Origin of the sequence: Paenibacillus sp. JDR-2 (assembly GCF_000023585.1) — a bacterium.
In the GTDB taxonomy this organism is placed as follows: domain Bacteria; phylum Bacillota; class Bacilli; order Paenibacillales; family Paenibacillaceae; genus Pristimantibacillus.
Map to the genome: position 1 here is coordinate 393,710 of NC_012914.1, position 20,262 is coordinate 413,971.

At 54.3% G+C, this 20,262-nt stretch carries 21 protein-coding genes and 1 riboswitch; of the genes, 16 read left to right on the forward strand and 5 right to left on the reverse strand.

Going from position 1 to position 20,262, the window contains the following annotated elements; all coding sequences use genetic code 11:
- The first annotated feature begins 31 nt into the window (after window positions 1-31).
- From rbsK to PJDR2_RS01840, 9 genes are all read left to right on the forward strand, one after another.
- The gene (gene rbsK / locus PJDR2_RS01800) at window positions 32-979 is read left to right on the forward strand and encodes a ribokinase (RefSeq protein ID WP_012772330.1); all 948 of its coding nucleotides are present in this window, start codon (window positions 32-34) and stop codon (window positions 977-979) included.
- 66 nt (window positions 980-1,045) lie between these two features.
- Entirely contained in the window at window positions 1,046-1,774 is a 729-nt protein-coding gene (locus tag PJDR2_RS01805; RefSeq protein WP_012772331.1) for a polysaccharide deacetylase family protein, read from the forward strand.
- A gap of 220 nt (window positions 1,775-1,994) precedes the next feature.
- On the forward strand, window positions 1,995-2,486 hold the full coding sequence (locus PJDR2_RS01810; RefSeq protein ID WP_012772332.1) for a hypothetical protein: 492 nt from the start codon (window positions 1,995-1,997) through the stop codon (window positions 2,484-2,486).
- A gap of 226 nt (window positions 2,487-2,712) precedes the next feature.
- Complete coding sequence (locus tag PJDR2_RS01815; RefSeq protein WP_012772333.1) at window positions 2,713-2,973, forward strand: hypothetical protein; 261 nt, start codon at window positions 2,713-2,715, stop codon at window positions 2,971-2,973.
- 282 nt (window positions 2,974-3,255) lie between these two features.
- A complete protein-coding gene (locus tag PJDR2_RS01820; protein WP_012772334.1) occupies window positions 3,256-3,957 on the forward strand; it encodes a GntR family transcriptional regulator in 702 nt (233 codons plus the stop codon).
- A 31-nt stretch (window positions 3,958-3,988) separates the two neighbouring features.
- Window positions 3,989-5,062 carry a mannonate dehydratase gene (gene uxuA / locus PJDR2_RS01825; RefSeq protein WP_012772335.1) on the forward strand — a complete coding sequence of 358 codons (1,074 nt, stop codon included), beginning with the start codon at window positions 3,989-3,991 and terminating at the stop codon, window positions 5,060-5,062.
- 1 nt (window position 5,063) lies between these two features.
- Window positions 5,064-5,912 (forward strand): SDR family oxidoreductase, encoded by an 849-nt coding sequence (locus tag PJDR2_RS01830; protein WP_012772336.1) that lies wholly within the window; start codon window positions 5,064-5,066, stop codon window positions 5,910-5,912.
- A 109-nt stretch (window positions 5,913-6,021) separates the two neighbouring features.
- Window positions 6,022-6,951: an aldo/keto reductase gene (locus PJDR2_RS01835; protein WP_012772337.1), complete on the forward strand. Its 930-nt coding sequence runs from the start codon at window positions 6,022-6,024 to the stop codon at window positions 6,949-6,951.
- 76 nt (window positions 6,952-7,027) lie between these two features.
- The gene (locus PJDR2_RS01840; protein WP_012772338.1) at window positions 7,028-7,447 is read left to right on the forward strand and encodes a hypothetical protein; all 420 of its coding nucleotides are present in this window, start codon (window positions 7,028-7,030) and stop codon (window positions 7,445-7,447) included.
- A gap of 92 nt (window positions 7,448-7,539) precedes the next feature.
- Here PJDR2_RS01840 and PJDR2_RS32810 read toward each other — a convergent pair whose 3' ends face one another.
- Window positions 7,540-8,532 (reverse strand): MerR family transcriptional regulator, encoded by a 993-nt coding sequence (locus PJDR2_RS32810; protein ID WP_012772339.1) that lies wholly within the window; start codon window positions 8,530-8,532, stop codon window positions 7,540-7,542.
- A 294-nt stretch (window positions 8,533-8,826) separates the two neighbouring features.
- Window positions 8,827-8,925: riboswitch (purine riboswitch) on the forward strand.
- Between the two features lie 122 nt (window positions 8,926-9,047).
- Here PJDR2_RS32810 and PJDR2_RS01850 point away from each other — a divergent pair.
- Together PJDR2_RS01850 and PJDR2_RS01855 are read left to right on the forward strand one after the other, a co-directional pair.
- The gene (locus PJDR2_RS01850; RefSeq protein WP_012772340.1) at window positions 9,048-10,346 is read left to right on the forward strand and encodes an NCS2 family permease; all 1,299 of its coding nucleotides are present in this window, start codon (window positions 9,048-9,050) and stop codon (window positions 10,344-10,346) included.
- A 101-nt stretch (window positions 10,347-10,447) separates the two neighbouring features.
- The gene (locus PJDR2_RS01855; protein WP_012772341.1) at window positions 10,448-11,212 is read left to right on the forward strand and encodes a protein-glutamine gamma-glutamyltransferase; all 765 of its coding nucleotides are present in this window, start codon (window positions 10,448-10,450) and stop codon (window positions 11,210-11,212) included.
- Window positions 11,213-11,277: 65 nt separating this feature from the next.
- Here the strand turns inward: PJDR2_RS01855 and PJDR2_RS01860 are convergent, their stop codons facing one another.
- A complete protein-coding gene (locus PJDR2_RS01860) occupies window positions 11,278-12,144 on the reverse strand; it encodes a helix-turn-helix domain-containing protein (protein ID WP_012772342.1) in 867 nt (288 codons plus the stop codon).
- A gap of 90 nt (window positions 12,145-12,234) precedes the next feature.
- On the opposite strand from PJDR2_RS01860, the gene PJDR2_RS01865 reads away from it, so the two are divergent.
- Together PJDR2_RS01865 and PJDR2_RS01870 are read left to right on the forward strand one after the other, a co-directional pair.
- Window positions 12,235-13,341, forward strand: coding sequence for a Gfo/Idh/MocA family protein (locus tag PJDR2_RS01865; RefSeq protein WP_012772343.1), 1,107 nt, complete (start codon window positions 12,235-12,237; stop codon window positions 13,339-13,341).
- A 3-nt stretch (window positions 13,342-13,344) separates the two neighbouring features.
- Complete coding sequence (locus PJDR2_RS01870; RefSeq protein ID WP_012772344.1) at window positions 13,345-14,241, forward strand: sugar phosphate isomerase/epimerase family protein; 897 nt, start codon at window positions 13,345-13,347, stop codon at window positions 14,239-14,241.
- Between the two features lie 337 nt (window positions 14,242-14,578).
- Here the strand turns inward: PJDR2_RS01870 and PJDR2_RS01875 are convergent, their stop codons facing one another.
- The 3 genes from PJDR2_RS01875 to PJDR2_RS01885 all read right to left on the reverse strand — a co-directional run bounded on the left by PJDR2_RS01875 (window position 14,579) and on the right by PJDR2_RS01885 (window position 16,456).
- Window positions 14,579-15,421 (reverse strand): 1,4-dihydroxy-6-naphthoate synthase, encoded by an 843-nt coding sequence (locus tag PJDR2_RS01875; protein WP_012772346.1) that lies wholly within the window; start codon window positions 15,419-15,421, stop codon window positions 14,579-14,581.
- Window positions 15,418-16,080, reverse strand: coding sequence for a futalosine hydrolase (locus PJDR2_RS01880; RefSeq protein WP_012772347.1), 663 nt, complete (start codon window positions 16,078-16,080; stop codon window positions 15,418-15,420). The genes PJDR2_RS01875 and PJDR2_RS01880 overlap by 4 nt, the downstream gene beginning before the upstream one ends.
- A gap of 160 nt (window positions 16,081-16,240) precedes the next feature.
- Window positions 16,241-16,456 (reverse strand): hypothetical protein, encoded by a 216-nt coding sequence (locus tag PJDR2_RS01885; protein ID WP_012772348.1) that lies wholly within the window; start codon window positions 16,454-16,456, stop codon window positions 16,241-16,243.
- Between the two features lie 154 nt (window positions 16,457-16,610).
- Between PJDR2_RS01885 and PJDR2_RS01890 the strand changes: the two genes are divergently transcribed.
- The 3 genes from PJDR2_RS01890 (at window position 16,611) to PJDR2_RS01900 (ending at window position 20,261) form a co-directional block, all read left to right on the forward strand.
- Window positions 16,611-17,681, forward strand: a complete 1,071-nt coding sequence (locus tag PJDR2_RS01890) for a lactonase family protein (RefSeq protein WP_012772349.1) — start codon at window positions 16,611-16,613, stop codon at window positions 17,679-17,681.
- A gap of 55 nt (window positions 17,682-17,736) precedes the next feature.
- Window positions 17,737-18,672 (forward strand): aminoglycoside phosphotransferase family protein, encoded by a 936-nt coding sequence (locus tag PJDR2_RS01895; RefSeq protein WP_012772350.1) that lies wholly within the window; start codon window positions 17,737-17,739, stop codon window positions 18,670-18,672.
- A gap of 1,043 nt (window positions 18,673-19,715) precedes the next feature.
- Window positions 19,716-20,261, forward strand: coding sequence for a TetR/AcrR family transcriptional regulator (locus PJDR2_RS01900; protein WP_012772351.1), 546 nt, complete (start codon window positions 19,716-19,718; stop codon window positions 20,259-20,261).
- Window position 20,262 lies beyond the last annotated feature (1 nt).

The following is a 20,262-nucleotide window of genomic DNA, read 5'->3' on the forward strand; positions in this document are numbered from 1 at the left end:
ATGCCGCAATTACGGACGAAGGAAGGAATCAATGATGAATCAACGTCGACCAAAGCTTGTCGTTATCGGCAGCTTGAATATGGATATCGTGGTAGAGACGAGTGCGTACCCGCAGGTAGGAGAAACGATAACCGGCCAGCGCGTCCGCTTTATTCCTGGCGGTAAAGGGGCTAACCAGGCGGTAGCCGGAGCGCGCCTTGGCGCCGATACGGTGATGATCGGCGCGGTAGGCGACGATGCCTTTGGCGAAGAGCTGCTGGGCAGCCTTCAGAAGGACGGCGTGGATATTGCCGGCGTGAAGCGGATAGAAGGAACGGCGTCCGGAATTGCCTCCATCTATGTCGCGGAAGGAGACAACAGCATTGTTGTAGTTCCGGGGGCTAACGGTCTTGTTGACCCGGGGGATATCGACCGCAGCGAGGACAAGCTGAAGGAAGCGGATCTCGTGCTGCTTCAGCTCGAGATTCCGGTGGAGACCGTGCTGTATGCCGCCCGCAAGGCAAAGGCGCTCGGCAAGCTGGTCGTTCTGAACCCTGCGCCTGCGCAGCAGCTGCCTGAGGAGCTGTTTGGGCTCGTGGACTATTTTACGCCTAACCGGACGGAGCTCAGCGGTTATGCGGATATGAGCGCGGACGGCGATTCGCTGGAGCCGGCAATACGCCGGATGATGGAGCTTGGAGCCGCTCATGTGGTGACGACGCTGGGTGCCAGCGGTTCGGCTTATTTGGATGAAGAGGGCAAGCTTGTTCGGATCAACGGTTATAAGATGCCGGTTGTCGATACGACTGGAGCGGGAGACTGCTATAATGCGGCACTAGCCGTGGCGCTTGCATCCGGACGGGACCTGCGTGACGCGGTGGATTATGCCTCGATGGCTTCCGCGCTGGCGGTTACCAAATTCGGGGCGCAGACGGGCATGCCTGCGGAAGAAGAAGTGGCAAGGTTTGCGAAGGATCAAGGGAAGGAATTCGCCGGTTAGGGATATGGCGGGGTAATTGCGGAATAATACCTATGATGCCATCCAGGGAGGAGTAACTTCATAGGTATGAAACGATTCGTATTAGGTGTAACGGTCACAGCGCTTTTATGCGGTTTTTCAGCACCAGTGGCAACCAAGGACAGAGCCTACTATGAAAAGCGCGGCGAGATCATTTGGGAAGTACCGGGCGAGAACAAGAGAATCGCGTTAACGTTTGATGACGGGCCCTATCCGGACACAACGGAACCGATCCTGGACCTGTTGAAGGAATATCATGCGAAGGCGACTTTCTTTGTTGTGGGCAACCGCGTAGAGAACTTCCCGGAAACGATCAAACGGGAAATTGCAGAAGGGCATGAGGTTGCGAACCATACGTTTAACCACTACTTCCTGCAGAAAAAGAACTACGCAACCGTGCAGAACGAGATCATGAAGACGGAGCAGGCTTTAGAGAAGGTGACCGGCAAAAAGCCCTTATTGTTCCGCCCGCCGGGCGGCTTTTATAACGATCAGATGCTTGCAATCGCCAAGAAAAACGGCTATACCACCGTCTTGTGGTCCTGGCATCAGGATACGAATGACTGGCGCAGCCCCGGCGTACAAAAGATTGTGAACAAGGTGCTGAACAATGCCCGCAACGGGGACATTATTCTGCTTCACGATTATGTGCCGCGTTCGGTGCAGACGGTGGAAGCGCTGAAGATCATCCTGCCGGAGCTCCAGCGAAGAGGCTACGAGATGGTAACGGTCTCCGATCTGATCAACAATCGCGACAGTGTATTGAATCCGTATTGAAAAAGCAGAAGGGAAAGGGGAGGCGGATGTCGAACCTTTCCCTTTACCTATGTACGCGGTCGCTCATTTTCGAGGGGCCCGGGTAAAGGTGCGCTCATTCTCCTCTGCTCTGCTTGAACCATTCTGCTTGCGGTGGAATAGTTTGAACGGGGAGCCATACAATATTGTAAGCGCTGTCAACGTGTTGGGAGGCCAATTTACACGAAAAGGTGGTATTGCGATGGGAACTCGTCTTTGGTGGGAGCAGGCAGTCAGACAACGTTTTCCGCATATTCGATATGTCACCATTCGCAGCTGTGGACATCATAAGGCGACGATCTATGCATGGGATGACCAGCTTGAGTTGTCCGAAGCGGATGCAGCTAAGCTGCACCGTTATGCGATGGAATGGATGTCACCGGATATTTGCGTATCGGTGAAGCCGTACAATGAAGCGGTTGCGGATCAGGTATCATGCGCGAAGCCTGACGAGGAGCTTGCGAAGACGGCGCTGCGGGGCAGACTGGACCAGTCGGCCGTGTTTGCGGTGTTGAACAATTTGTTTGCCGGAGTTGTTGTCTCCTTCAACCGGTATGATGTCCGTACCGGGACGGTCCATCTGGCCGCGTACAGCCATTCCCCCTTCACAGAGACGGCCAAGAGCAAAATCCGCCACTACGCCGAGGAACTTATGCCGATCGGTTCGACGGTAAATGTTACGTATTACGGCTAATGTATTGCAAAATCAGAGGATCAGCGAAGGTTTCGGTTACGACGGACAGAGCAGCCTGCGAAGAGACCCCAAGGTAAAGACCTGCTGGGGCAGCGGGTACTTATGGTACGTCTGAATCGGACCGGCCGCTGGTCCTTTTTTTGTCGCCGAACCCTTCCATATCCTGTATAATCGTTAGTACAAGCTGGCGATGTGGAATCCGGGCAAAAGGGGATCTGAGTGCGGGATGAGACTGAAACGATGGCGAAGTACGAAATACGCGGCCACTGTGGCCTATCTGGTACTAATTGTTCTAGGCGTGACGGGAATGATACCGAGCCGTTTATCGACAAGCCTGGTTGTTATTTTGCTGGGCGTTGTCCTGTTTATTCAAAGCTACGAAGACGCGAGGCGCGGAAGAACGGCCAGTATGCTGTTCTCGGCTATCGGCGGCATTATTTGCATATCGGCGCTGACGCTGATCCTGATTTTGACGGAGTTCAGCTAGGCGATAGGAATGTGGGCATGAGTGGACAAGCCTTAACGATGAATGGCATCGGTAAGGCTTTTTTGTATGCGCGGGAAGCGGGTGCGATGCGATGAGAGCGAGCGTCAGGGGCGGGCTAGGGCGAATAGAGCATAGAGGCCGTCCGCCGGTGGGAGGGAAACAATTGCCCTCCGCGGGCGCCATTCATCCCTTTTAATCGCGAATAAAAAAATAGGACTTTACTTGTATACAAGAATACAAGTAAAGTAAAGATAAGAGACATACGTGTAAGGAGGAGTGCAGATGAACATCATTTCTTCGCTGCAGCCACAGCAGCGCAAGACGCTGGGCGATCAGATCTATGACTCGATCCGGGAGAGCATCGTTTCGTTCAAGCTGCCGCCGGGTACGATGATTTACGAGAATGAGCTGGCTGAGAGCATGAAGGTAAGCCGTACGCCAATAAGGGAAGCGATCCGGCTGCTCGTCAGCGAGCAGCTGCTGGAGGTGCTTCCGCAGCGGGGCACGCGAATCGCCCTTATCTCGGCGCGCAAGGTGAGCGAGGCCCGTTTTATCCGCGAGCAGCTTGAGCTTGGGGCGTTCCGTCTGGCATCCGTCAAATGGGGCGAGCGTGACCGCTCCGCTGAAAGTGCCGTATTCGATTCGCTCCTGGAGCAGCAGCGTGCCGCAGCCGAAGCGAAAGACATTGCGCTGTTCATGCAGCTCGATGAGGCTTTTCACCGCGCGGTTCTGGAGATTGCCGGCAATGAAACGCTGATGCAGATGATTTATTACATGCGCGCGCATCTTAACCGCGCCCGTTACCTGGCCATTGATCAATTCGGCCATACGGACCGTGTGATTGAAGAACACCGCCAGCTATTCGAGGCGATCCGCAGCGGGGATGAGCAGCTTGTCGCGGCGCGGCTGGAGCAGCATATCCGCAAGCTGGACCAGGAGCTTCCGCAGCTGCGAGAAGCGAATCCGGATTATTTCATAGATTAAATTCAAATTTCCTTGGGAGAGGACAACTATCATGAGAATGACTTTTCGTTGGTACGGAGAAGGCAATGATTCGGTAAGTCTGAAGCAGATCAAGCAAATTCCGGGGGTAGAAGGCCTCGTATGGGCGCTGCATGACGTTCCGGCGGGCGAAGAATGGCCGATGGACAAAATCATGGAATACAAGCGTCTGGCCGACGAGCACGGCTTCCATCTGGAAGTAGTAGAAAGCGTAAACGTGCACGATGATATCAAGCTAGGCTTGCCATCGCGCGACCAATACATCGAGAACTACAAGCGGACGATCGAGAAGCTGGCAACGGTAGGCGTAAAAGTCATCTGCTATAACTTCATGCCGATATTCGACTGGATGCGGACCGATCTGTTCAAAGAGATGGAAGACGGCTCAACCGCGCTGTTCTTCGACAAAGCCAAAATCCAAAGCATGAGCGCGGAAGAACTGGTATCCAACATCGCGGGCAATTCCTCTTACTCGATGCCGGGCTGGGAGCCGGAGCGCCTGAAGCGTCTTGCTCCGTTGTTCGAAGCGTACAAGGACGTGACGGAGGAGGATCTCTTTAACAACCTTAAGTATTTCCTTGAGCAGATCATTCCGGTTTGCGAAAAGCATGACATTAAAATGGCCATCCATCCGGATGACCCTCCATACTCGGTATTTGGCCTGCCGCGGATCGTGACCAGCCGCGATAATTTGGCCAGATTATTGAAACTCGTAGACAGCCCGTATAACGGACTGACGCTGTGCAGCGGTTCGCTTGGCGCGAACCCGGATAACGATATTCCCGCGTTGGTGCGGGAGTTCGCGGACCGGATTCCTTTTGCCCATATCCGCAACGTGCGCGTGTACGAGAATGGCGATTTTATTGAGACTTCCCACAAATCGAGCGATGGCACGGTAGATATTGCGGAGGTTGTTCGCGCGTACCACGAGAGCGGGTTTACGGGATATGCGCGACCTGACCACGGCCGCCATATTTGGGATGAGGAATGCCGTCCGGGGTACGGTCTGTATGACCGCGCGCTTGGCATTATGTATCTGTGGGGCGTTTGGGACGGACTTGAGCGAATTCGAAAGGGGAATGTTTAAGATGGTACCGAATCATGAGAATCTGGCAGGCAAGGTTGCCGTTATTACCGGAGGAAGCGGCGTGCTGTGCGCCGAGATGGCAAGAGAGCTGGGCCGCCAAGGCGTAAAGGTAGCGATTCTGAACCGCACGGCGGAAAAAGGCGAGGCCGTAGCGCGCGAAATCCGCGAAGCAGGCGGCGTGGCGATCGCGGTTGCGTGCAATGTGGTGGATGCGGAGAGCGTGAAGGAAGCTAGCGCGGTTGTGCTGGAGCAGCTTGGCAGCTGCGATATTCTGATCAATGGCGCAGGAGGCAACCATCCGGACGGCATTACAACGAAAGAGACGTTCCATCCGGACGATCTGGAGAACCCTGACGTGACGAGCTTTTTCGATCTGAAAAAAGAAGGCTTTGGTTTTGTATTCGATCTGAACCTTCTCGGCACTCTTATTCCGACGCAAGTCTTCGCGAAGCAAATGATCAACAAACCGGGTGCAACGGTGATCAATATGTCCTCGATGAGCGCTCCGAGTCCAATGACGAAGGTGCCTGCGTATAGCGCGGCTAAGGCTGCGATCAACAACTTCACGCAATGGCTGGCCGTTCATATGGCGGATGTCGGCATTCGCGTAAATGCGATTGCGCCGGGCTTTTTCCTGACGGAGCAGAACCGTAAGCTTCTAACGAACGAAGACGGCTCCTTGACCGAGCGTTCGAATAAAATCATTACCCATACGCCGATGCGCCGCTTCGGCAAACCGGAGGATCTGCTGGGGACTCTCGTATGGCTGGCGGATGACAGCGTGTCCGGCTTCGTAACCGGCATTACCGTTCCGGTCGACGGCGGCTTTATGGCTTACTCCGGCGTGTAGTACTAGGCGGGAAGAGAACCGCTGGGCCTTCCGCAACTCGAAACTTGCAAGCACAATGTGGTAATATAAGGTGCAGTTTAGTTCGCGAAAATTGGAAGGAGTGGCGATTGTGAAATACCGGAGACTCGGAAGTACGGATCTTAACGTATCGGTCATTGGGATCGGAACGTGGCAGTTCGGAGGAGAATGGGGCCGCGAGTATACGCAAGGCGAGGCGGATGCGATTCTCGACAAAGGACATGAGCTTGGCATCAATCTGATTGATACCGCTGAATGCTACGGCGATCATCTGTCGGAATCGCTTATTGGCGATTATATCAGCCGCCGCAATCGCGAGGACTGGATTATCGCAACGAAATTCGGCCATCACTTCCATGAGCGGTTCACGCGTACGGATTCTTTTGACCCGGCTGGTGTGATCGAACAGCTGGATGCATCTTTAAAGGCGTTAAAAGTTGACTACATTGATCTTTATCAGTTCCATTCCGGACCTGACCAAGTGTTTGATAACGATGACTTATGGACGGCGCTGGACAAGCAGGTGCAGGCGGGCAAAATCCGTTTCCTTGGCACTTCGATCGGCAGCAACGCCAATATTCATCAAACGGAGGCTTCAACGAAAGTAGGCTCCCGTGCGATCCAAGTCGTGTACAATCGTCTGGACCGCGTGCCGGAGGAACAGGTCTTCCCGTCCTGCCAGCGGCAGGACCTCGGCGTGCTTGCGCGCGTACCGCTGGCGAGCGGATACCTCAGCGGCAAGTACAAGCCGGGAGCCGTGTTCAGCAGCACGGATGTGCGTCATCGTCATGATGCGGAAAGCACATTGGAAAAGCTGAAGGAAGTCGAGCGCATTCAGCGCGAGGAAGTGCCGCAAGGCGTGGACATGGCCAGCTGGGCGCTCGCATGGTGCCTCAAGCACCCGGCCGTAACGGCTGTAATTCCGGGCTGCAAGGATCCGGAGCAGGTGGCATCCAATGCGCTTGCCGCGCAGCTTGCGAGCGAGCCTCATCCGCAGGACGTGAAGCTTTCGAAGGAATAGGAATGCATGGAAGGGCCGGCCCATTCAGGGGGCTGGCTCTTTTTTTATTTAAAGGACGGGAAGGAGGTTGGATGATGTGTTTAGAAAGTGGGTAGCAGCAGGGTTTGTTGCGCTGGTGCTGGTTATAGCGGCAGGCTGCAGTCAGAAGATAGTGCCGGATACAGCCGCGATACCGGACTATGCGCCGTTCCTCACGGAACAGGCCGGGGAGCTGCTTGTCGTTGTATTGGCGAAGGATAAGGTGCAGGAAGAAACGCGGGCAGTCAACGATATGGTGGCCGCAATGGCGGGTCGCTTCACGCCGGTTATCTACGATGTGAATACGGAAGAAGGAAAGAAAACAGTGGAGCAGCTCGGAGCAGGCAGCGGAGGGTATCCCGCGTACTATTTGTTCGATGACCAGCAGCTTTTAGCGCAAGGCCATGATCTCCCGCAGATTGCGCAAGCCGCTATGGACTACAAAGACAGGCTGTCGATTGGCGGGACGGGTGGGTGATACGCATCAACGCCAATAGGACCTAACCTGGCCTCACTCTGATGCGGGGGACGCGGGAGTGAAGGAAGCTAGGCCCTGCGATAAGCCAACGTTTAGAAGAAAAAGAACGAGCGCAGTCCTCGTTTTTTGCGTTTGCCTTCATTCTCGGCGGCGGCTTTGGCGCTTTCTCCGAAAGCAAGCAGCTCTTGCTGAGGCGTGCGAAGGGCTTCAATGGTAGCGGAAAGCTCGGTCAGCGATTTGCGGAGCTCCTCAAGCTCTTTGCGATGATGGAGCAATTGGACGGTTACGACTTCATCGGCCTTCTGGGACAGGGCAGCTTCTATGGCATTTAGACGTTCGAGCATCGGATCTGGTTCGTCGATTAGGGAGGATGAAGGATGGACAGGGGCAGAAGGGACGATGACTTGAGAAGCTTTAGACGATTGGGAAGCGGATTCCACCGGCGATTGAGCTGCTGGGCTCACCCGATCACCGGCCGTCACATCAATAGCTGCCGCAGCATGCTGAAGGCCGGTTGTAATCTCAGCCGACGCCTCGGCTCCTTGGGCTTCGGCTTCGCCGCCTGCCGCGTATACGTTACCGGCGCTATCCACCACCAGCGCCCCAACGCCGCTTCTGCCAATTGGATTAGCCGCTGCGCCCGTAGAAGAGTTGCCGCCAACCGTATGAAGGTTGCCGGCATTGTCCACAAAGCCGCCAGCTCGGCCTACGCCTGCACCAACCACTTCATTTGATACAGGAATATTCCTCGAGGCAACTGCCAGCTTACCGGAATCATCTGACTTGCTTGCCGGGCGTTCCGCCACAACAGACGGAGCGGCTTCGGCCGTTCCCATGACCTCAGCGGCGACCGCCGCCAATGTCTCTTCTTCCGCCAGCGACAGCAGCCGGATGTCGTATAGGGCTGTTCCGGAATCCAACTGGCCTTTGATTTTCCGAAGCTTATCCATGGCCGGGGTGTCAAAAATATAATGTCCAAACATATCTTTCCGGAAGGAAGCCGGGAAGGTCGATACCCACCGCCTGACGGTTGTTTCACTGACAGCCAGCTGATGGGCTGCCTCTTTCGTTTTGAGCAACGTCATTTCATCACCTCATTCATTTGTCACTTACGAGACTTATTCGTCCTCGAAAACGATCTCCCTGCCCGCCTGACAAAGGTAGTGGTATATCGCTAAAAGAAGTGTTCATCCGATTCGATTCGCAAAATCCGGGACGTTCGACAGTATTCAGCAAAGGATTCTGATAGACAACTCTTCCTTTAAAAAGCGAACGTTATATATCATAGAGGATAAATAGTTCGTGAATAGAACGTATTTTTGCGAAAAAAGGATTGACAGTGCCTAGGTTTGTCCAGTAACCTTATGAAGGTTAATTGAACAGCTAACATCACTATCATTCGTATATCCTCATCAATATGGCGTGAGGGTCTCTACAAGGAGCCAAAAATCCTAACTACGAATAAGGGATACGTGTACCATCTTCCCTTATTCGCGGCGTAGGATTTTTTTGTTTTCCAGATTTACTAATCCGGCGCATTCAAGGGGACAATAGGTAACACGCAATCCGGACATTAAGGACAACCTGGAGGGAACAAGCAATGGATCGCCTGTTTAAACTGAAAGAGCGGGGTACTACGTTAACAACGGAGCTGCTCGCGGGAATTACGACCTTTCTTACGATGGTCTATATCGTAATCGTTAACCCCGGCGTATTAAGCGAAGCGGGAATGGACTTCCACGGCGTCTTTATCGCAACCGTCCTCGCAAGTATCGTGGCAACGCTCATTATGGGACTTTTCTCGAATTACCCGATTGCACTGGCGCCCGGCATGGGGCTTAACGCTTATTTCGCGTTTTCTGTCGTAGGGGGAGAAGGCGTATCTTGGCAGACGGCGCTTGGCGCGGTTTTTGTCGCCGGGGTTATCTTCATCCTGCTGTCTCTGACTTCCTTCCGCTACATGCTGCTTGATGCCATTCCATCAAGCCTGAAGCATGCCATTACGGCGGGTATCGGCTTATTCATTACGTTTATCGGTCTGCAAAATGCAAAAATCGTCGTTGCTTCGCCAGCGACCCTGATTACGATGGGGGATCTGTCGCAGCCGATGACGCTGCTTACGATTGTAGGTCTTATTATCTCGCTTATTCTGATGGCTTACCGGGTGAAGGGCTTCCTGTTTATCGGCATGATCATCACGGCTATTATCGCGGTCATCACAGGGCAGATGCATCTGCCGGAAAAATGGGCTGCGCTGCCTACAGGTCTCAGTGCGACGGCTTTCCAGCTGGATATTGGCGGCGTGTTCCAAAATGGGCTTTATGCCGTTATTTTCACTTTCCTGCTTATTACGCTATTTGATACAACCGGCACGATGCTTGGCGTTGCGGAGCAAGCCGGCTTGCTCAAGGACAATAAGTTCCCGCGTTCGCGCGGCGCGCTGCTTGCCGATGCCATTGGCACAACTACCGGCGCATTGCTTGGCACAAGCCCAACCTCCGCGTATGTCGAGTCGAGCTCGGGGGTAGCCGTAGGCGGCAGAACCGGTCTGACGGCCATTACGGTAAGCGTGCTGCTGGCGCTTACGCTCTTTTTCTCCCCGACGGTATCGGTTCTCGCGGGTATTCCGGCCATTACGGCTCCGGCGCTTATTATCGTGGGCTTCCTGATGATAAACGTCCTGCGCAAAATCGATTGGAGCGACATTGAAGAAGCATTCCCGGCATTCCTGATCGTTGTTCTTATGCCGCTTACGTACAGCATCGCAACGGGGATTGGCATCGGCTTTATCGTGTATCCGATTCTGAAGCTGATCCGCGGCAAGGGCAAAGAGGTTCATCCGATTTTCTACGTATTCGCGGTTCTGTTCTTTATCCAAATCGGTTTCTTCAGCCATTAGCCATCCGCCTATAATACCCATTTCGCTGCCTAGGGAAGAGCACCAATCCCTGCCCTTACACGTACAATAACCCATGGCAAGATCATGGGAGGGGTAGGGGAATGCTTCAAATTTCGGGCACTGACGCCGGGGATATTAACCCGTTTGCGTTAACGCCGGTCGAGCGGGACGTGCTGCAAGGCAAGCAGAACAGTCCCGTTGTCTACCAATATGATTCAATGGACTCGCTCCGGTTCGAGCTGCGCCTTCGGGACCGTACGGTGAATGCGGCCAGAATGCTGCAGGACAGCCGGGCGGACTTCGCGGTATTCCGTAATTCCAGATGCAATCCGCGTTATTGGACGCGGACGGAGAACGGGGGCTTCCAGATGAATCCGGATGTCCAGCCTTCGGATGCGATTAACGATATTTTTCAGAATGGCGAGAATTACGGGTTCGAATGCGCGACCGCGATTGTAATCGTGCTGTACAAAGCGGTGCTGGATACAATCGGGGAGCAAGCGTTCAACAAGCTGTTTAATCCGCTGTATCTGCGGGACTGGAACCATGACAGCGACTTGTGGTTTATTACGACACATAACAAGAACGAATCGTACCCGGGCGACGTGATGTACTTCCGCAATCCCGATTTCGACCGGGAGACGCCGGAATGGCAAGGGGAGAACGTCGTGAAGCTGTCGGATAATCTGTTCTTCGGCCACGGCATCGGTGTTGAGACGGGTGAACAGATCGTCAGCGCATTAAATAGAATGCGCGAGCCGTTCAGCACGGAATCGGCTTATCTCGACGATTTGGTCGTTCATCCGAACTTCCAGCATTTGAAGCAGATCGCGGCTCGGGGCAGCCGCTTTGCGGTAAGACTGTAAAATGAATTAGAGATGGGCCATCTCAGGTGCTCATAGATGAAATAAGACCCTCTCGGGGTCTTATTTCATTTCGAGCGCATGTTGCGTCGGAACAGCCGGGGCGCTTCGCCGGTAATCTTCTTGAACAGCCTCGAAAAATAAAAGACGTCGCCGTAGCCAAGCGCCGCGGCGATTTCCTTGACCGTCTGCTCGGTATTGAGCAGGCGGTTTTTGGCTTCGGCCATTTTTAGCCGATGGACGTATTCGTGCAGGGCGAAGCCTGTATACTCGCTGACCGTGCGGCGGAGCGTCGATAACGCCCAATGATGGCGCTCGGCAAAAGCCGCCGCATCGAAAGGTTCATGCAAAGTGCCGGACAAAGCTTCGAGGAGCTGGGCAAGGCGGGCCGTCTTGCCTTGTGCGGCAGGCGAGGACTGACAGCTCTGCACCCAGTCGTAGAGAAGGGATTCAAGCGTCAGCGCGGCGCGGTCGGCATCGGCCGGTGTACCGCTGTCCATCAGCGCAAAGATACGGTCAATCCGGTTTTGCGAAGAAGCGTCCTCACCCGGGTGCATGACCGTGTTCGGGAGGATCGGCCAATGCTCCAGCCACTCCCGGTACCGCGTCCCCTCGATGGTAAAGTAATACTCGTCCCAATAGCCGCCTGGGTCCGGACCGTAGTCGTAATGAAAGCCGGGCTGGAACAAGAACAGGCTGCCGGCCGTCACCCGCTGCGCCTCTCCGTGGTCGACGCGGTAAGTTCCCGAGCCTCCCGCGATATAAACGATTGCCCAATATTGAAAAACCGCCCCCTGCCGGAAATGCGTTCGGCCGGGTAAATAGCCTACGTTCCTAATAACGAGAGAACGAACGGATAGCTTGGCGGGATCCACCGTTAAATCGATCATGCGAAGGGGCTGCGAACTGATCATATAATCCATGATTTGAGCCATGCTGTTCATTCCTCTCTTTTTATACTCATGATAAATTGAACATAGAGCAGGTTGCAACTGATTATAGGAAACATGGAGGAGATGCTGGCAATGACGAAATTAAAGGTTGGAGTTATTGGGGCAGGGTCGATATCGGGCTCGCATTTGCATGGCTATTCGGTTCATCCGGAGGTAGAGCTTGCAGCAATCGCTGATTTGAACGGGGAACGCGCGCGGGAGAAGGCCGAAGCTTACGGCATCCCCCATGTTTACGATAACTATAAAGATTTACTGGCGAATCCGGAGATTGATGCGGTAAGCATCTGTACCTGGAATAACAGCCATGCCGAGATTGCCGTGGCCGCGCTCGATGCCGGCAAGCATGTGCTATGCGAGAAGCCGCTTGCCAAGACGGTTGAGCAGGCACTAGCCGTGCAGGAGGCTGTCCAGCGTTCCGGCAAACAGCTGCTTGTAGGCTTCGTCCGCAGATATGCCGACCAGGCGCAGCTTGTGAAGCAGTATGCGGAGAGCGGACAACTCGGAGACATTTATTATGCCAAAGCATCGGCAATCCGGCGGTTAGGCAACCCGGGCGGATGGTTTGCGGATTCCGAACGCTCGGGCGGCGGTCCACTGATTGATGTCGGCGTACATATGATTGATTTGTGCTGGTATCTGATGGGCAAGCCAAAGCCGGTTTCGGTCAGCGGAAATACGTACCGGAAGTTGGGCAACCGGTCGCATATTGAAGGTTTAAGCTTCTATAAAGCGGCGGATTACGACGCTTCGCTTAACGATGTCGAGGATATGGCGAATGCGCTCATCCGCTTCGAGAACGGCGCTTCGCTGTATGTTGATATCAGCTACACGCTGCATGCCGCGCAGAACGAAATGAGCAGCAAAATTTACGGAACCAAAGGCGGAGCCGAGATTGATCCGAAGCTGGTGATCGTAACCGAGCAGTTCAATAAAATCGTGAATATCGAGCCGCAGCTGGATCATCTGGCGTTCCAGTTCCAGGACAGCTTTGATCTGGAGGTTGCTCACTTTGTTGAGTGCTGCTTCGGCAAAGCCGAGCCGATCAGCCCGGTAGAGGATGGCGTTGAGCTGATGCGGATGCTTCAAGCGATTTATGAATCGGCGGCGCTTGGGGCAGAAGTGGTCTTGAATACGGAGGCTGCGGCTTCAACCGCCGCTGCAGCGAAGGAAGGAGTCTAACTCATGACGGAACCGGCGAACACAAAGATTAACAATCCGATTGGCGTAATTGTCGAGAGCTTTGGAATTGGCTTAAACGAAGGGGTAAAAAAGGCGGTTGAGGTTGGAGCGGAAGGCGTTCAGATCTACGCGGTAAGCGGCGAGACCGATCCTGCCAATCTGTCCGCATCGGCTCGGCGCGAGCTGAAGGACCGCATTGCGTCGCTTGGACTTACGATATCGGCTTTATGCGGCGATCTTGGGGGACATGGCTTCCAGGACGCAGAGGCTAATCCGGCCAAAATCGAAAAGTCCAAGCGGATTCTCGAACTGGCGCTTGATTTGGGAACCAACATCGTAACGACGCATATCGGTATCGTGCCGGACGATACGAATTCGCCAATCTACGCTGCGATGCAGTCTTCTTGCGAAGAGTTAAGCAGCTACGCAAGCAGCATGGGGGCTTATTTCGCGATTGAGACGGGTCCAGAGCCCGCTGCTCGATTGAAGACTTTCCTTGATTCGCTTACGACAAACGGCGTATCGGTTAACTTCGACCCGGCCAATATGGTTATGGTGACTGGCGATGATCCGGTTCAGGGCGTTTATTTGCTGAAGGATTATATCGTGCATACGCATGCGAAGGACGGAATTAAGCTGGCGGCCGAGATTGATCCTCGTGTCGTATACGGCTACCTGGGCTTTGCGGGGATGAGTCATGACATTATTGCCGATATGGCCAGCGACGGCGCTTTATTCCGCGAGGTTCCGCTTGGGGAAGGCGGCGTTCCGTTTGACCGTTATTTGAAGGCGCTGCAGGAGATTGGATACAAAGGATATTTGACGATTGAGCGGGAAGTCGGACAGCGTCCGGAGGAGGATATCCGCAAGGCGGTGGAGTTCCTTCGCGCTTTCCGGTAAGGGATTTAGCGATAGTCTGCCCTTATGCAGGAGGAGGAATGCCTCCAAATGACAGATTCCGGTGTAAACCGTTGCAAATTGTTAATATTTAGACTGTATATGCTCCCGTATTGTCCGTTAATATAGTAGTAATAGGCGAGAAGGGGGTAGTTGCAGATGAATGTTCCTGTTGGGGTTTGGATTTTTGCTGCCATCATCGTTGTTTTGCTCACCTGGATGACCCTTTGGGTCACAAAGAAAGCATATTCGAAAAAATGGGACGACTCCGACGTGTAGTCGGATCGTAAGGAAATAGGTGAGAGCTGCCCGATTTGTGGGCAGCTCTTTTTCGTTTATTTTAACCCGGGAACTCGAGAAGAGCCGGGTCGATCGCAGGTACGAGGCCTTCGTCGGCTGCGCGGTTCAGCAGGGTTGAGATCGCGGCATAACCGCTGCTGCCCAGGTTGCCCGTGAAGTCGTTTACGTACAAGCTAATGTGCTGCTGGGCAACGGAAGGATCCATTTCCTGCGCATGCTGCATGACATAGTCCTTCGATGCTTCAGGATGCTTCCATGCATACTCGACGGATTGTTCGATCCAGCTGGATAGGGCGCCGAGGTCGAGCGAGCGGCGGGCGATAATGGCGCCAAGGGGTATCGGCAGGCCGGTATCGGATTCCCACCAGCTGCCAAGGTCAACCAGCATGGAGAGGCCGTAATTCTGATAAGTGAAGCGGGCTTCGTGAATAACAAGGCCAGCGTCGATCTTGCCGTCGCGTACGGCAGGCATGATCTCATGGAACGGCATTACGATAATTTCGCCTACGCCGCCGGGAACATTTTGCGCTGCCCATAGACGGAACAGCAGATAGGCAGTCGAGCGTTCGCTAGGAACGGCCACTCGTTTGCCGCTGAGGTAGGACGCGTCCTCCAGCTTGTCTTTTGTGAGAACAAGCGGGCCGCAGCCCCGGCCAAGAGCGCCGCCGCATGGAAGAAGCGCGTAGTCTTTTAATACCCAAGGCAGAGCAGCATAAGAAATCTTGAGCACGTCAAGATCACTGTCGCCGCTTGCCGCCAGATTGTTCGTAATGTCGATATCGGCATACATCACATCAAATTCCGGCGCACCGGGAACCAAACCATGCGTCAGGGCATGGAATACAAACGTGTCGTTCGGACACGGGGAAAAAGCGATTTTCATACAATAACCTCCCGTAATACGGAGCTTGCAGCTTCGAGAGACTGCAGAGCATCCTTAATCCGCCAAGCGCTGCGGTCACGCGGGCCAACCGGATTCGAAATCGCGCGCAGCTCCAGCACGGGCAGACCCGCACGGCGGGCAGCAGCGGCAACGCCAAAGCCTTCCATCGCTTCCGCGGCAGCGCCGGGAATCCGTTCAGCCAGCCCGGCTGCAGTCTCGGCAGAGCCAGTAACCGTAGATAAGGTAAGGACAGGGCCAAGAGCGGTCTGCAGTCCAGCAGCCTGAAGCGCCGAAGTCAGACGCTCGGCGAGCTCTCCATCAACATCGATATGAGCGGAACCGAACCCAAGCTTGTCCACGCTATGGAAGCCTTCCGGCGTCTCGGCGCCAAGATCGGCGGCAATGATTGCATTCGAGACAACTAGCGTACCCACCTCGGCACGTTCCTTAAATCCACCCGCGATGCCTGCGGAAATGACAAGGCGGTAGGCATCGGGACTAGCCAAAGCCAGGACCGTTGCCGTGCTGACGGCGGCTTCCACCGGACCAACGCCGGCTTCCATCACCTCGAAGCGGTCGTCGCCGTTAAGGCCGCGCAGAACGGCATCCCGTTCAACCGCAACGGCGGTCATGACGAGTATTTTACCATTTTCGCTCATGCTGCAAACTCCTTTAATCTTTTAAATTCTAAGCATTTATAGCAATGACTATTAATAGGGCTTAGAATTTTCCGAAGTGTAACGCGCTCAGCCGTCATTGGACGGCGAGGTTGTTTCATCTTAGTACTAAAATAATTATAACGCTAAATAAAGGCGGCTGTCATTTTTTCCGGACTTCAAAAAACTCGCATTCCGCCCTTGTATAGTAGACGAGGTCGCTTACGCTGGACTGAATGACAACGATATTGTCGTCAAAACGAATGACTGTGCCGCCGTTGTTCACAATAAAGTCGTCCTTGAATACGCGTACCGGATATTTTCGCTTTACGGCTTCTTCAAAGTCTGGATCAGTCGTCAGTCTACGGTTGATAGCCACTTTTGTTTTCGCCCCTTTCGTAAAATAACGGATTCGTTAAAAACAGTGTAGGCTTATTTCGGGCCGTTGTCCATGCGGAGCGAAAGGCTTGGTTTATGCCGGATGAGAGGGTACAATATAAGGAACATTCTATAAAAGCAGGAGGATATTATTCATGACCTTACATAATGACAAATTAACAGTATTTATCGGCTCTTACGCGGAAGCGGAGAACAGCGGCGTGTACCGTTATGAATTTGATACGGCAGAAGGGACGCTGACTCTCAAAGAACAGGCATCCGGATTGAAAAATCCAACCTTCCTTAACGTTGATGCGGCAAAGAGCAGACTGTATGCCATTGCCGAAGGCGCGGATGCGGAAGGAGCGAAGGTTGGCGATGCGGTTGCTTTATCGCTCGAAGGCAGCGGTCTTGCGCAATTGAACCGTAAGCTTGCCATTACGGCGCCGTCCTGCCATATCCAGCGTGATGCGGACAGTGAATTTGTATTGCTGTGCAGCTACCATGGGGGCCGGATCAGCCTTGTGTCGCTCACGGATAACGGGGAGATCGGCGAGATTCTCGATATTCAGCAGCATGAAGGAAGCGGTCCTCACCCGAACCAGAAAACGCCGCATCCGCACAGCACGAACTTCAGCCCGGACGGCCAATATATTTTTGTACCGGATCTCGGAATCGACCGGATCGTAGCTTACACGCTGGATAAAGAAAACCGCAAGCTGGTCCGTCACGGCGAGACCGTGGTGCAGCCTGGCGCAGGTCCGCGTCATATGACGTTCCATCCGAATGGTCAGTTTGCTTTTGTGATTAACGAGCTGGATTCGACTATTAATTCCTTCCGTTACGATGCGGAAAAAGGTGCGCTCGAGGCCGTGCAGACAGTATCGACTCTGCCTGAAGGGTTCGCTGAAGCCAATGGCACTGCGGAAATCGCGATCTCCGAGGATGGCCGGTTCCTCTATGGCTCAAACCGCGGTCATGACAGCCTTGCCGTCTTTGCGGTGGACGCGGAGAGCGGCCAGCTGACGCTGGTTGGACATGTGTCGACGGAAGGAAAACATCCGCGGCATTTTGCCTTGGTACCGGGCGGTCATTTCGCGATCACGGCGAACAAGGATACCAATAATGTAGCGGTATTCCGCATTAGCGAGTCGGGTATGCCGGTGTATACGGGCTATTCGATCGAGATTTCCCAGCCGGTATGCGTCATTCCGGTTCAGCTGTAGGCGAATAGAGAGCTAGCGGTGAAATGGCGAGAGTAAGAATGCCGGGGGAGAGTGAATGATGCAGATTCCAGAGCATTTGTGTCAGACGATCAGATCGGTTCACGGCGAAAAAGGCGAGCAGTGGCTGGCGGGCTTCGATAAGCTTCTGCAGGACTGCGAGGAAAAATGGGGGATGACGGTGGAATTGCCGTCTCCTTTTGTTTTGTCGTTTAACTTTGTAGCCCCGGCCGTGCTTCGGGACGGAACGCCTGCCGTGCTGAAGCTTGGCGTGCCAAGCCGGGAGTTCCGCACGGAGCTGGCGGCTTTGCGGCTATATGACGGACGCGGCGCGGTGCGCGTGCTTGCCGCGGATGAGGAGCGGGGCGCGCTATTGATTGAGCGCGTCCAGCCGGGAGTGATGCTGTCGTCGTCGGGATTGGGCGACGACGATGCCGTGCTGGCGGCCGCCGAGGTGATGCGGCGGCTGGCGGTTCCCGCGCCGGACGGGGGAGAATTCCCGTCCGTAGCGGATTGGGCCGCAGGCCTCGCCCGGCTGCGCGAGCGGCATGGCGGCGGCACGGGGCCGCTGCCGGAGCGCGTGGTCGGCCGCGCGGAGGAAGTTTTTCGCCGCCTGCTCGGAGAGGGCGGCGGCGGGTTATTGCTGCTCCATGGTGACTTGCACCATGGGAATATTTTGTCTTCGGGTCATGGCGGGCCGGGATGGCTGGCCATTGACCCGAAGGGTGTGGTTGGGGAAGCGGAATACGGAACGATTCCGCTGCTCTTGAACCAGCTGCCGCCGAAGGGGCAGCGGGAAGTGATCCGGCGCCGCGTGGAGCTGTTATGCGGCGCCCTTGGTTTGGACCACGCCAGGTTACTGGCGTGGGGTTTCGCTCATGCGGTGCTGTCCACCGCATGGTGCGACGAAGACGGCGTCGGCGATATCCCCGCCGGGCTGGAGCGAGCAGCTTGGTTCGAGGAGCTGCTCGACGAACTGCATCAAGGACAATAAGAGGAAAAAACCGTGTTACGGTGGAGCAGACGCACGAGTGTGGAGCAGAAGCAGCTCAATAAGACGGAAAAACCGTCTTGCAGCGGGATGAACACGCGAACACGAGAATGAAGTGGCTGAATAAGAGGAAAAAACCATGTTACGGTGGAGCGGACGCACGAATGTGGAGCAGAAGCAGCTCAATAAGTCGGAAAAACCGTCTTGCAGCAGGGAGTGCGCGCGAACACGAGAATGAAGTGGCTGAATAAGAGGAAAAAACCATGTTACGGTGGAGCGGACGCACGAATGTGGAGCAGAAGCAGCTCAATAAGACGGAAAAACCGTCTTGCAGCAGGGAGTGCGCGCGAACACGAGAACGAAGTGGCTGAATAAGAGGAAAAAACCGTGCTACAGTGGAGCAGACGCTCGAGTGTGGGGCAGAAGCAGCTCAATAAGACGGAAAAACCGTCTTACAGCGGGACGAACGCGCGAACACGAGAATGAAGTGGCTGAATAAGAGGAAAAAACCGTGCTACAGTGGAGCAGACGCTCGAGTGTGGGGCAGAAGTAGTCCAATAAGACGGAAAAACCGTCTTACAGCGGGACGAACGCGCGAACACGAGAATGAAGTGGCTGAATAAGAGGAAAAAACCGTGTTACTGTGGAGCGGACGCACGAATGTGGAGCAGAAGCAGCTCAATAAGACGGAAAAACCGTCTTGCAGCAGGGAGTGCGCGCGAACACGAGAATGAAGTGGCTGAATAAGAGGAAAAAACCGTGTTACGGTCGAGCGGACGCTCGATTATGGGACAGAAGTAGCCCAATAAGACGGAAAAACCGTCTTGCAGCAGTCTGTACGCCCGAACGCTGGGCAAACAAGCCAAATAGCAGGCAAATTCCCTGCTATAGCGCCTGCACGCCGAGGCCAGCTTACCGTTCGACCATCAAAAAAAGCCGACGGACGTCGGCTTTTTACATGTCAAAGAAATTTTCCTCGATGGAGCCTATTGACATTTCCAATCCTATACAGTAATTTATTGATAAATAAATAAACGAGGTTGCCTATGACGCCAAGAGAAAAAGACTTCCACGCTGTAACGAATCGGAAAGAACAGATATTAGATGCAGCTGCCTCGCTATTTGCGAATAACGGGTACTACAAGACAACAACCGCTATGGTTGCTGCAGAGGTTGGGGTCACTCAGCCCTACGTGTTTCACTTCTTCAAATCGAAGGAAGTATTATATCTCGCTGTCCTCGAGAGAGCGCAGAAGCGATTGCTGCATGCTTTCTCCCAGGTAGAAGCCCCAGCGGAAATGCTCCACCATCATATGGGGGAAGCTTTCAACGAGCTGATGGCCACTCATCGCGATGAGACGCTGCTCTGCATGCAGTCTTATACGACACCGGAGCCGAACGTCCGCGTGATCGTGAAACAGAGATTCGCCGAGGTGCATCAACTGATCACAGAACGGTTCGAGCGGGCAGGGATTTCGAATCCCAGCCAGCAAGCATCAACCTTTATCGCCTGCGGGATGGTCATTACCATGTCCGAGATTCTCGAGCTTCCCATACTTGGCGATTTGGGACAACTGGGCCACACCGAGTAAC